The organism is Bradyrhizobium sp. (genome assembly GCF_049586575.1).
Lineage (GTDB): Bacteria > Pseudomonadota > Alphaproteobacteria > Rhizobiales > Xanthobacteraceae > Bradyrhizobium.
The window spans coordinates 1-11,749 of the sequence record NZ_JBAVCF010000183.1 but is presented as its reverse complement, the minus strand read 5'-3'; the positions used below and the strand labels follow the sequence as shown (position 1 = coordinate 11,749).

The window sequence follows — 11,749 nt, the reverse complement described above, 5'->3', positions numbered from 1 at the left end:
CGCAAGCGAGGGCGGGGGCAACGTCATCAATCTCGTCGGCATACCGTTCAATGCGACGGCGCCGACGACATGGGTGGCCGCGGCCGTGCTTGTCGTCGTCGGCTTCCTGGTCGCCCGCCTGACCTGGCGGCGCGTCGCCGAGGCCTGGGACCGCGCGGCGACCGTCGCCCGCGACCGGGGGTATCTTGCATGAGCGCGGCCATCGAACTCAATGCCGTGCAGAAGAGCTTCGGCAATGTCAGCATCATCCGTGACCTCAACCTCAGCGTCGCGAAGGGCGAGCGCCACGCGATCATTGGTCCCAACGGCGCCGGCAAGTCGACGACGTTCAACCTGATAAGCGGTTACATCAAGCCGAGCGCGGGCGAGATCCGGTTGAATGGCGACGTCATCTCCGGCTTGCGGCCGTTCGAGATCAACCGGCGCGGGCTGTCGCGCTCGTTCCAGGTCACCAACGTCTTTGCCCGCATGACCGTGTGGGAAAATATCCGCTGCGCCGTGCTGTGGGCAACGGGCCATCGCTACGCCTTTTGGAAAAATGTCGATCGCTTGCCGGAAGTGAGGCGGCGCACCGCGGAAATCCTCGAGGATATCCATCTCGGCCACCGCCGCGACGTGCCCGCGGGACTTCTGACCTACGCCGAGCAGCGCGAGCTCGAGATTGGCATTACCATCGCAGGCGGGGCCGACGTCGTCATGCTCGACGAGCCGACCGCGGGCATGAGCCTCGCGGAGACTGAACGCGCCGTCGCCCTGATCCGCCGACTGACCGAAGGACGCACGCTCGTGATCGTCGAGCACGACATGAGTGTGGTGTTCGGCATCGCTGACCGCATTTCGGTGCTGGTCTATGGGCAGATCATCGCTTCCGGCACGCCGGAGGAAATTCGCGGCAACCGGAAGGTCAAGGAAGCCTATCTCGGCGAGGAGGATCACTGATGCTGGAGGTCAGGGATCTTCACGCCTATTACGGCAAGAGCCATATCCTGCAAGGCGTCAATCTCGACATCGCGGCCGGCGAAGTCGTGAGTCTGTTGGGACGCAACGGCGTCGGCCGCTCCACCACCGTGAAGGCGATCATGGGCGAGGTGCCGCCGCAGGGCATGATCCGCTTCAAGGGACAGGATATTGCGGGCCTGCCGAGCTACAAGATCGCGCGATGTGGCTTGGGCTACGTGCCCGAACATCGCGACATCTTTCCGGGGCTGACGGTACGTCAGAACTTGTTGCTCGGCATCAAGGACGTCCGCCGTCCCGGCAAATGGCGGATCGACGGCATGCTCGAGATGTTTCCCAACCTGGCTGCGCGCGCCGATACCCCGGCGGAGGTTTTGTCCGGAGGCGAGAAGCAGATGCTGACGGTTTGCCGTACCCTGATGGGCGATCCCGAGCTCATCATGATCGACGAGCCGACCGAGGGACTGGCGCCGCTGATCGTGCAGCAGGTGGGCGATCTCATCGTGCGAATTGCCCAAGCCGGAGTGTCGATCCTGCTCGTCGAGCAGAAGCTCTCGATCGCCATGCGGATATCGCACCGCGTGTACGTTATGGGTCACGGCCGCATCGTATTCGAAGGCACGCCCGCCGAACTCAGGGAAAATAGGGCCATCCGCAAGGAATGGCTCGAGGTCTGATTAATTTATCCCGAATTTGGCACAACAGACATGGTCCGCGCTACGAGCACGGGAGCGCCAATCGCGGCCACAACAAAATTCTGGTGATCAATAATTGGGGGTGGGGGAAGACACTAATCCTCCCATTTTAGTATGTAGTGCGCAAAGGGCTTGCTTCCAGCGCTCGGCGCGGTGGCCGCCCCTGAGGCCGCGTTGATTCGGCCCGATGGATATGTGGCTTGGGTGGGAGATCGGACCGGGACGGGTCTCGCCGGCGCGCTGACCACCTGGTTTTGGGGCGCCCATGGAGATGCATTGACCGACCTGCCGGCCCGACCCCCGCTTGTCGCACTCATTGACCGAAATCTCGAAATCACGAAGGGGAGTGTTCATGTCGAGGATCGACCCTATGGCATAAAGACGTACGTCACAAAATCTTCGCCGGGCGGAGTGCGCGCGCGGAACTTGTGTGCTGTCTGTAACTTAAGATGTCTTGGGTACCTTTTGTGACTAAGCCCCGGGCAGGGGTCGGGGAGAGTTGCTTTGGAATTGCCTATCATTCTCGTTGTCGAGGACGACCAACTAATACAAAGCCTCGTGGAAGAAACGCTCAGCGATGGCGGGTTCGACACTGCCGTAGCTACATCAGGTGAAGATGCCGTGACCCTGCTAAAGGGAAACAAGGGCAAGTACCGGGCGCTTGTGACTGACATCCATTTGCAAGGCAAAATGGACGGCTGGGAAGCCGCGCAGCACGCCAGAGAGGTCGAACCGAACTTTCCAGTCGTCTATATGAGCGGGGCTGCCGCAGAAGAATGGACCTCGAAGGGTGTTCCGAACAGCGTGATGTTGTCCAAGCCGTTTGCACCGGCCCAGCTTCTTACCGCGGTCTCTAGTCTTCTCAACAAAGGCACACCTGCAATCTAGGTTGTTTTTGCGACACTCGCGGTCGCACTTTTCACGCGCGCATTCGACGGCTTCCAGGCGAACTTCGGAAGTCGACGCTCGTAACCGCGCCAGGTGCCAAACCGCAGATTACCAGCCCCAGTTGATTGCCGCCATCGCCAATAAGGCACCCAACAATGCCGGTGGCATGACAATGATGCCAAGTTTCAGAAACTGCCACGCGGTAACCGCCTCACCCTCACGTCGGAGCGCGATCAACCAAAGAATGGTCGCGAGCGAGCCGGTCACCGAAAGATTGGGCCCAAGGTCCACCCCGATCAACAATCCGCTGGTGACTTGAAGCGGGACGTCGGCACTCTGGCTCACGGTAGCGGCAACGAGTCCGCTCGGAAGGTTGTTGAGCAGATTTGACGCGAAGGCGACGATGACACCCGCGCCAACGGCCGTTTCTTGAGGTGACGCCAGGGCGGCCTCGTGGAGCATCCGAGCCATCACGCGCAGGATTCCGGTCTCCCCGACGCCCTCAACCAGGATAAACAGCCCGGCGACCAGCGGAATCACGTCCCATGAGACGTCGCGCAGAACGCGGAGTGGCGACTGTCGGTTGATCAACAAAACGACGACGGTAACGGCAACGCCGGCAATGAACGTCGGCAAACCGAGCTGCTGGTCAAGCGCCGACGCAGCAAGAAGCGAAGCCGCCGTCAGTCCGATTCCGAGTGCGACGCATTTGCCGCCGACGGACAGCGGCTTCGTTGCCGGGTCTTCGCCGATTTTCAGATTCAGTGCCTTGCGTTGTGTGAAGCGAAGCGCCGTGTATGTAACGACTATGGAAACTGTCGATGGCAACAGAAATTGGTGGAGCCACTGACCGAGGGGCGGCATATGCGAGCGGAAAATCACCAGATTTGCAGGATTGGATATCGGCAGCACAAAACTCGCGGCATTGGCGATGAAGGCGCAGATGTAGAGATACGGCAGCGGCTCGACGCGAGCAGCCGTCGCGGCCGCGTAGACGGCCGGCGTCAGCACGACCGCGGTGGCGTCGTTCGACAGGAACACGGTCACAACCGTGCCGACGCCGTAGACAATGAGAAACAGCCGCCTTGGCGAGCCTTTCGCGTACCGTACCGCGAGCGCCGCCAACCAGTCGAACAAGCCTTCCTGTCGGGCTACTTCCGAGAGCAGCATCATGCCAACGAGAAAAAGATAGACATCGGTCCCTTTCGCCGCCGCAGCGAGCGCGTCGCGCCACGGAAGCAGTCCCTGCACGACCAGTATCGCTGCACCGGCCACGGCCCAGACGTATTCCGGAACCCGAAACGGGCGGACGATGATGCCGAGCGTAGCCAAACCGGCGATGCCATAGATAACGTTGCTGCTGTCCACCTGCGCGGGTGCTCCGATTTAAGGGCCACGCGTGGGCCGATCGTGGTCAGGTCGCTGGTGTCGGTACGAGCGAAGCACGACCCTGGTCGGCTTTGGTAGCGCATGCCAGCCTGAGAGGCGATGAGAACCAAAGCCAGATTGCGATCGATCCAACGGCAAAACTTCCGAGAATGAGAAACGCCGCCGGATATCCGAGCTTTTGGGCGATCCAGCCGCCGATCGCGGGACTGAGCGAAGCTCCGATGCCCTGTACAGTCATGACAGCCCCTTGTCCGGCATTGACGCGGCCGGTCCCATTCAAGATGAGTGCGACCAGACAAGGGACGGCAACGCTCTGCAGACCCGCGCCCGAACCTCACGAAAGAACCCGACTTCCGCGAGTTGCGCCAGCCCATCGGCGTCGTTCGCGTCCGTCTTGTTCGCCGCCATATCGAGCGCCGCTTTAGCATGGCGCGCATCGATGCAGATGGCGGCCAACCCTTCGGTGCGCAGAGAATGATAAAACCATATCGACAGTGGCCCGGTCTCGAACACCACGCGTTTCACGGCTGGCGCCCGCTTGCGGATGAGCTCGGCTATGATTCTGGGATCAGATGCGCACTTGCCACGCCAGATCCGTTCACCTGACCGGCGGATCGAGACTGACGTCTCTTTCATCGACACGTCGAAACCGATATAATCTTCCATGGCTGTTCTCCATTCGATGTTTGGGCCCGGCGTCTAGTCGTGAGCCCGCATTTCCATCCTATCGGGGAACAGCCACCAGCTTCCACTATCGGTTGGGACTGATTCAGGGGTGACGCGCTCCCGCGATTACCCCATGTGGACGTTTTTGCGCCTGGAGACGAGCAGCGCCAAAGCGGACGGCGAAGCCGTGTGGTCCTGACGCCCCGACGCTGGCGTCAAGTTCTTGAGAAGCTAACGCTTCTCAGGGGCGACGGTGGCAAACAAGCCCGGTCACCGAGGAGAGCGCGGAGGAAACCGTTAAAACCATTGCGCGGGGAATGCCGGGTGTTTCCGGTGTGACCGTGGTGACTATGCTTGTGTGCTCTCACTTTTACCGCACACAAGGCGGGCGCGCGGCGCACCGGCTTTCCCTGCGCCCTTGTGTTTGGAGAGGGACGGACGTTGTTGCCAACCTCGGATGCTATCCGCACCGTGAGATCGCGAACGCATACCTGAAATCGGACGCGCGGCTTTCCCGGTTGACAGCGACCCTGATAAAAGCACGTTACGTCTCGCAAGGACTGCCCATGCAAACACCTCGTGAAATCCTCGGCAATCTCTGGACTCTGGCCGACGGCGAAAAAGCCGCGCTCGATGCGGTCACGCTGACCGGCGACGAGCCCCAACTGCCGTCGTCGTTTCGCGTTGGGGCCGCCGCGCAAGCGAGCATTGCCGCGGCAGGGTTGGCCGCGGCCCTTGTCTGGAAGTTGCGCAGCGGGGAAGATCAGAAAGTCGCCGTCGACATGCGTCACGCCGTCGTCGAATGCCGCAGCGAGCGTTATCTGGGCGTCGAGGGCACGCCGCCTCCGGCGGTATGGGACGCGATCGCCGGCGTCTACGAGACGCGCGATCATCGTTTTGTCCGTCTGCACACCAATTTTCCGCATCACCGCGATGCGGTGTGCCGCGTGCTGGGCTGCAAGGCGGAGCGCGATGAGGTTCAGGCCGCCTCGATGCAATGGGATGCGGAAGCCCTCGAGACGACGGCTTATGCCGCTGGCGGCGTGGTGGCGATGATGCGCTCCCATGACGAGTGGTCGGCGCTGCCGCAGGCGAAAGCGTTGGCGGCACTCACGGTCATCGAAATCGAAAAAATCGGCGACGCTGCGCCAAAGCCGTGGCCTGTCGGTGACCGGCCGCTTGCGGGCCTGCGCGTGCTCGATCTGTCGCGCGTGATCGCCGGCCCCGTCGCCGGCCGCACGCTGGCGGTGCATGGCGCGGACGTGCTGCTGATATCGGGCGCAGATTTGCCGGCGATCCCATGGCTCACCATCGATACCGGCCGCGGCAAGTTGTCGGCCTTTCTCGATCTCAAGCGCGACGAGGGCAGGCGCAAGTTGAAAGAATTGTTGGCGCAAGCCGATATTTTCTCGCAAGGCTATCGCCCGCGCGCGCTCGCTAGCCTCGGCTTCTCGCCTGAGGATGCGGCGCGGATCAGTCCAGGCATCGTCTATGTGTCGCTCTCGGCCTACGGCCATGTGGGACCATGGGCGGAACGCCGCGGTTTTGACTCGCTGATGCAGACAGCGACCGGCTTCAACCATGCCGAGGGACAGGCGGCCGGCATCGACGGCCCGAAGGAATTACCGGCACAGATTCTCGATCACGTCACTGGCTACCTGATGGCGTTCGGCGCGATGATGGCGAAGGCGCGCCAGTCCCGCGAAGGCGGCAGTTGGCATGTCCACGTCTCGCTGGCGCAGACCGGGCGCTGGATCTGGAATCTCGGCCGCCTCGCAGACGGTCTCAAGACCGAGGACTTGAAAGGTGAGGCGATCAAGCCATTTGCCGGTGAAACTCAATCCGGTTTCGGACGGTTGCGGGCGATTCGCCACGCCGCGGAGCTTTCGAAGACGCCGGCGTTCTGGGCGCGGCCGGCGATGCCGCTCGGCAGCCATCCGCCGGAATGGCCGGAGCGTCCTTGAGAGATGGGCATTTGCCCATAAATATTGCCCACTCGGTTTGTGGTTGACGTCCCTCAGCGCGCTGCCCTTGATGGCAGGCGGGGATGAAACCGCAGGAGATCAATCATGCGGACGGCGGAACGTCAGGGACAGCCTGGGACCTCCGATCAGATTCTGGGTGAGATCAGGGACTATTGCCGGGCGACGCAGACGGCCGAGTCCACCTTCGGGCGGCTCGTCGTCAACGACGGCAAGCTGGTATCCCGTTTGCGCGACGGGGCCAGGATCACGACCGGCACCCTCGACAAGGTTCGTGCGTATCTCTCCGAGCATCGCGGCGCTGAATCGCCGGTACCGGGCAAGCCGTCGGTCCAGCCGAAACCCGGCAACGGCGCCTTTGCGGCTGCGAATATAGCGCCTGCCGGATTCCGATTCTTCGACAACCGGCAGAAGTATCTCCTGTTCGTGTCCACCTGCAGCGAGAAGACCGAGGTCGCCAACCGGATTTCGCTCGAACTCGGCAGCCTGCAACCGGCGCCGCCCGCGCTTCGAATCTTCGATGCCGGTGTGGGCGATGGCACCGTGCTGTCGCGCGTGATGCGGGCGCTGCACGCCCGCTTTCCGACCATGCCGCTCTACGCCGTCGCCAAGGAAATCAGTTACGAAGACGTGCGGATGATGCTGGAGAAGATGGCGGACCGTTTGTTCGAACATCCCGCCACCGTGCTGGTCGTCACCAATCTCTATTATGCCGAAGCGCCGTGGCTGACGCCGCGCTCGGCGACCGCAGCCCAAAGCCTGATCTGGAAAGATGTCGCGCTGTCTGGCAACACGGCCCACGGCTTCGCCGAGCAGATCGGGGAGCTCGAAGGATTCCTCGCCGAGAACTGGCGCGCCGGAATTAGCCCGACCACCGGCAATCCGGTTTACGCGCGGCCCGTCATTCTCACGCTACGGCGCGAGGATCATTCCTTTCTGCTGGACCCGATCATGCCGCGGCCGGGGCGGGTGATGGCCGATTATGATCTCGTCATCGCCTCGCAGCCCTATCGGGCGCGAGCCAGCGTCGAATTCAAGGCGTCGAAGGTGGTTGCTCCGCTGGTGCGGTCGTTGCGGCCCGGCGGCCGGTTGATCGGCATTCACTCGCATGGCAACGATCCCGGCATGGAGATCATCGACGGAGTTTGGCCCGGCGACAATCCCTTCACCTCCGATCGCCATGCGCTCCTGCGACAGGTCAAGCATGAACTCGGCGCTACGGCGCGGCACTACAATTTCAACGCTTCGTCCGACGCGCGTTCGATTTTCCGCTATCGCATGCACACGCTTCCGGACGAAGTGAGCGGGCCGATCGGTACCTCGACGTTGTTCGCCGCATGGAATGCCGCAATCTATGTCGCGCAAGTCGAGGATGTCAGGTTGTCGGAAGTGGTCCGTGACGGCCGCTATCTCGAAGCGACCGACCGGGTGCTGAAAAAGCACGGCGGTTTGTGGTTCAACGACGAGACCTATGTGATCTCGCGCCGCCGCGCGCCGGCGTGATGTCGGAGCGCGCCATGACCGCACCCGATCGAACTTCCGACGACCTCACGCCACTCTTGTCGGCTGCTTCCGTCGAAGTTTCATCGGACGGACATCACCTGCCGTCGTTGCAGGAGAGTTTCGAAGCCGGCACCGATGTCACGATCACCTTCCTGCCCGGCGACGACTATCGCCGCAACGTCGAGACCGCCAGTGCGCTGCGCCGCGCCGGCTATAATCCGGTCCCGCATATCGCCGCGCGGGAGATTGCGTCGCGCGAAGCGCTTCACGATTTTCTGGCGAGGGCGCGAGGCGAGGCGGACGTTACCCGTATTCTCGTCATTGCCGGCGACGTTGCGGTGGCAAAAGGTCCTTACCGGTCAAGTCATGATGTGTGTGCCAGCGGGTTGATCGAAGCGAATGGCATCAAATCGGTGAGCATTGCGGGGCATCCCGAGGGCCATCCTTTTCTGTCGCCAACCAACGCTTTCAAGGCGCTCCAGGCGTGGCGGGACTGGGGGCGTCAGGCCGGAATCCGCGTCGAGGTCATGACCCAGTTCTGTTTCGAAAGCGCGCCAATCGTCGGCTGGATCGACGAACTCGGCGCGCGCGGCATTGATCTTCCGGTCATTGTCGGTCTTGCCGGTCCGGCAACGCCGGCGACATTGATGAAGTTTGCGCTCCGCTGCGGCATCGGCAATTCGATCCGGTCGCTGCGAGGCCAAATTGGCCGTTTCGGCCGCCTCCTGATCGATACGGGGCCGGACGATGTGGTGGCCGGCCTGCAATCGGCTTCCGGCAAGACGAAGGCTTCGATTGCAGGCTTCCATCTGTTTCCATTCGGCGGCCTGCGTAAGGCCGGTGAATGGCGGCGCAGTTGCACCGGACCGGCACCACAAACGGTACGGCCGGCCCAGTGAACTGATTCCTAGAATCCGTAGAGTCTCGCCGGATTGTCGACCAGAATCTTTTTGCGGATCGCCGGGTCCGGGGTCCAGACCGCCAACTGGTTGAGGACGCGGCCGTCGTCGATCTGATAGAGCGGCGTGAGGTCGGTCGCCTTCTTGTCGGGCGGCGTCACCGAGTTCGGATGCGGCCAATCCGATCCCCAGACGAGACGGTCGGGGTTGGCGGCGATCAGCGCCTGGGCGAACGGCACCGCATCCGGATAATCGGGCGCCTTGTTCGACAGGCGATAGGCGCCGGAGATTTTCACGTAGACCTTGCCGCTCTTCACGGCTTCGACGAGCTCGGCCCAGCCGGGCTGTTCGAGGCCCTTCGCTGCTTCCGCGCCGCCGAAATGGTCGAACACGACCGGGACGGGTGAGGTGGCGAGGACATCCTTGATGTTCGTGAGCAGCGGCAGGTTGGTGTAGACCTGGACATGCCAGCCGCGTCCCTTCACGCGATCGATCGCGGCTTCAAGGCGCTTGCGTCCAATGCTGGGATCGTTGACGCCGCCGGTGGCAAGATTGACGCGGATACCCTTGATGCCCGCTTTGCCCATCGCATCAAGATCGCTCTCCGAGGTCTTGTCGTCGATCACGGCAACGCCGCGCGCGGTATCGCCGCGGAATTTCATGCCCTCGAGCGTCGCCCGGTTGTCGGTGCCGTAAACGCTCGGCGTCACGATCACGACGCGCTCGATGTGAAGTGCCTTGTGCAGCGCCGCCATTTCTTCCGGAGAGGCCGGCTCGGGCGTGTAAACGCGCCCGGCAAAGAACGGATATTTTTCGGGCAAGTGAATGTGGGTGTGGCAGTCGCAGGCATGATCCGGAACGTCGAAATTCACCTTTGTCGTCGGCTGCGCCGCTTTGGCGAACGCCGCTCGGTTTTGCATCGCAACGCCAGCGGCAACGGATGCAAGCAAAAGATCGCGTCGATTAAGCATGGTCGTCTCCTCGTTTGGGTTCTTGTTGATTATTCGGCGGCGCTCGGGCTTGGCACGGCAGCCGGCGCTCCCGCCGCACGTGAAGCAAAGAAGGTGATGATCGCTGCCATCAGCGAACAGGCGGCCAGGAAATAAAGCCCGGCCTCGAAGCTCTTGGTGGAATTGCGGATCCAGCCGACGATGAAGGGACCGAAATAGCCGCCGAGATTGCCGGTGGCGTTGATCATCGCGATGGCGCCCGCTGCCGCCGTTCCCGTCAGGAAAATAGAAGGCATCGGCCAGAAAGCGACGCGCGAGCCATAAATGCCGACGGTAGCGGCGGACATTCCAAGCAGCGCCCAATAGGAGGCGCCGGACCACGCGGCAAAAGCGAGCCCGAGCGCGCCAAGCGTGGAGGCCACGATCAGATGCCAGCGACGTTCCCTGTGGCGGTCGGACGACCAGCCCCATGCCACGAGCCCGATGGTGCCTATGATGTAGGGCACCGAAGAAACGATGCCGGTCATCATGTTGGTAAGGCCAATTCCCTTGACGATTTGCGGCATGAAGAAAACGATGCCGTAATTCGCGGTCACGCTCATGAGATAGATCAGCGACAGCGCGACCACGCGCGGATCGCCCAGCGCCCGCATCAAGGTCATCCGGCCCGCGCTTTCGACCTGGCTGTTTTCGCCATCGATCCGTGCCTGCAGCCAATCCCTTTCCTCCGGCGCAAGCCAGTCGGCGTGCGCCGGGCGATCCGTCATCGCGCGCAGTATGACGAGACCAAGCAGGACGGCGGGCACCGCCTCGATGATGAAGATCCACTGCCAGCCTTTGACGCCGAGTACGCCGTCCATCTCGAGAATGGCGGCCGACGCAATCGATGCGACCGCGTTGGCGACAGGTTGGGCGATGAAAAGGGTCGAAATGACCCGGCCACGATATTCGGCGGGAAACCAGTAAGTGAAATACAGGATCATGCCCGGAAAGAATCCGGCTTCGGCGGCTCCCAGCAAAAAGCGGATGGTGAGAAAGCTTATCGTGCCCGTGATAAGGCAGGTGAGGCCCGAGAAGATCCCCCAGGTGATCATGATCCGGGCGATCCAGATGCGCGCCCCTACCTTCTCCAAAATCAGATTGCTTGGAATTTCGAACAGGAAATAGCCGAAGAAGAAGATTCCGGCGCCCCAGCCGTAGATGTAGGCATTGAAGCCGAGATCCTTGTTCATGGTCAGCGCAGCGAAGGAAATGTTGCTGCGATCGATATAAGCGATGCAATAGGCCAAGGCGATCAAGGGCAACAGCCGCCAGGAAACCTTGGCGATGGTCCGGCGCTCGATTGCGTGCATTGCTTCCGCGGCCGCCATGAAGTCTCTCCCCCGCTTTGCGCTCGATTTATTCAAGTGAGTGTTTTCGTAATCGCCTGCAGCACGCTTGTGAAGAACCTAGTTGGCCGTGGCCGTAAACAGTCCGGCATCTTCTTGCAGAACGAGCCGGTCGTGGATCAGTTGCTGTGTGGCCTTTGCGATCGCGGCTGCGCGGTCACCTGCGTTCGGATAGCGCTCCGCCATCGACAGGCGCGGATCGTTGTTTTTCAGACGCTCCTCACGGGTGGCTGCGAATGGGATCATGGTGCCGTTGTTGTCGCACAATTCGCCTTCGCTAAAGCCTGCCTTGCGCAGATTCCAACCGGTATGAGTTGCGGCCGGCGCTTCCAGCGTGGGCAAGTGAACGCCGGCAATGTCGCGACCATCGGCGTCGGTCTTCGGAACGAATACCGGATAGGCAACGCCTTTCGACGGCGGCATGTCTTCGGA

General features: G+C 61.9%; 11 protein-coding genes and 3 pseudogenes. 8 read left to right on the top strand and 6 right to left on the bottom strand.

Translation table 11 applies throughout. From position 1 onward, the window contains the following. From WB528_RS07125 to WB528_RS07105, 5 genes and pseudogenes are all read left to right on the top strand, one after another. A pseudogene (locus WB528_RS07125) lies at positions 1-193 on the top strand (branched-chain amino acid ABC transporter permease); the annotation flags it as partial. After that, complete coding sequence (locus WB528_RS07120) at positions 190-939, top strand: ABC transporter ATP-binding protein (RefSeq protein WP_423887715.1); 750 nt, start codon at positions 190-192, stop codon at positions 937-939. The pseudogene WB528_RS07125 and the gene WB528_RS07120, both read left to right, overlap by 4 nt. Next, entirely contained in the window at positions 939-1,634 is a 696-nt protein-coding gene (locus tag WB528_RS07115; protein WP_423887714.1) for an ABC transporter ATP-binding protein, read from the top strand. The genes WB528_RS07120 and WB528_RS07115 overlap by 1 nt, the downstream gene beginning before the upstream one ends. 153 nt (positions 1,635-1,787) lie before the next feature. Continuing rightward, a pseudogene (locus tag WB528_RS07110) lies at positions 1,788-1,907 on the top strand (hypothetical protein); the annotation flags it as partial. A 255-nt stretch (positions 1,908-2,162) separates the two neighbouring features. After that, positions 2,163-2,540: a response regulator gene (locus WB528_RS07105; protein ID WP_423887716.1), complete on the top strand. Its 378-nt coding sequence runs from the start codon at positions 2,163-2,165 to the stop codon at positions 2,538-2,540. A gap of 108 nt (positions 2,541-2,648) precedes the next feature. On the opposite strand, the gene WB528_RS07100 is transcribed toward WB528_RS07105, so the two are convergent. The 3 genes and pseudogenes from WB528_RS07100 to WB528_RS07090 form a co-directional block, all read right to left on the bottom strand. Beyond that, a complete protein-coding gene (locus WB528_RS07100; protein WP_423887713.1) occupies positions 2,649-3,908 on the bottom strand; it encodes an arsenic transporter in 1,260 nt (419 codons plus the stop codon). Between the two features lie 46 nt (positions 3,909-3,954). Further along, a complete protein-coding gene (locus WB528_RS07095) occupies positions 3,955-4,167 on the bottom strand; it encodes a hypothetical protein (RefSeq protein WP_423887712.1) in 213 nt (70 codons plus the stop codon). 83 nt (positions 4,168-4,250) lie between these two features. Then, positions 4,251-4,595, bottom strand: a pseudogene (locus WB528_RS07090) (IS110 family transposase); the annotation flags it as partial. Between the two features lie 566 nt (positions 4,596-5,161). Here WB528_RS07090 and WB528_RS07085 point away from each other — a divergent pair. The 3 genes from WB528_RS07085 to WB528_RS07075 all read left to right on the top strand — a co-directional run bounded on the left by WB528_RS07085 (position 5,162) and on the right by WB528_RS07075 (position 8,979). Continuing rightward, entirely contained in the window at positions 5,162-6,559 is a 1,398-nt protein-coding gene (locus tag WB528_RS07085; protein ID WP_423887711.1) for a CoA transferase, read from the top strand. Between the two features lie 105 nt (positions 6,560-6,664). Next, positions 6,665-8,080, top strand: coding sequence for a hypothetical protein (locus tag WB528_RS07080; RefSeq protein WP_423887710.1), 1,416 nt, complete (start codon positions 6,665-6,667; stop codon positions 8,078-8,080). Between the two features lie 14 nt (positions 8,081-8,094). Beyond that, entirely contained in the window at positions 8,095-8,979 is an 885-nt protein-coding gene (locus tag WB528_RS07075) for a hypothetical protein (protein WP_423887709.1), read from the top strand. Positions 8,980-8,987: 8 nt separating this feature from the next. On the opposite strand, the gene WB528_RS07070 is transcribed toward WB528_RS07075, so the two are convergent. The 3 genes from WB528_RS07070 to WB528_RS07060 form a co-directional block, all read right to left on the bottom strand. Beyond that, the gene (locus WB528_RS07070) at positions 8,988-9,950 is read right to left on the bottom strand and encodes an amidohydrolase family protein (RefSeq protein WP_423887708.1); all 963 of its coding nucleotides are present in this window, start codon (positions 9,948-9,950) and stop codon (positions 8,988-8,990) included. Between the two features lie 29 nt (positions 9,951-9,979). Next, positions 9,980-11,299, bottom strand: coding sequence for an MFS transporter (locus WB528_RS07065; RefSeq protein ID WP_423887707.1), 1,320 nt, complete (start codon positions 11,297-11,299; stop codon positions 9,980-9,982). Between the two features lie 78 nt (positions 11,300-11,377). Next, on the bottom strand, positions 11,378-11,749 hold a 372-nt coding region (locus WB528_RS07060; protein WP_423887706.1), incomplete at its 5' end, for an alpha/beta hydrolase domain-containing protein.

Coding starts and splice junctions, on each gene's coding strand:
- WB528_RS07120 (WP_423887715.1), top strand. CDS start 190: ATGAGCGCGGCCATCGAACTCAATGCCGTGCAGAAGAGCTTCGGCAAT.
- WB528_RS07070 (WP_423887708.1), bottom strand. CDS start 9,950: ATGCTTAATCGACGCGATCTTTTGCTTGCATCCGTTGCCGCTGGCGTT.
- WB528_RS07085 (WP_423887711.1), top strand. CDS start 5,162: ATGCAAACACCTCGTGAAATCCTCGGCAATCTCTGGACTCTGGCCGAC.
- WB528_RS07080 (WP_423887710.1), top strand. CDS start 6,665: ATGCGGACGGCGGAACGTCAGGGACAGCCTGGGACCTCCGATCAGATT.
- WB528_RS07075 (WP_423887709.1), top strand. CDS start 8,095: ATGACCGCACCCGATCGAACTTCCGACGACCTCACGCCACTCTTGTCG.
- WB528_RS07095 (WP_423887712.1), bottom strand. CDS start 4,167: ATGACTGTACAGGGCATCGGAGCTTCGCTCAGTCCCGCGATCGGCGGC.
- WB528_RS07065 (WP_423887707.1), bottom strand. CDS start 11,299: ATGGCGGCCGCGGAAGCAATGCACGCAATCGAGCGCCGGACCATCGCC.
- WB528_RS07115 (WP_423887714.1), top strand. CDS start 939: ATGCTGGAGGTCAGGGATCTTCACGCCTATTACGGCAAGAGCCATATC.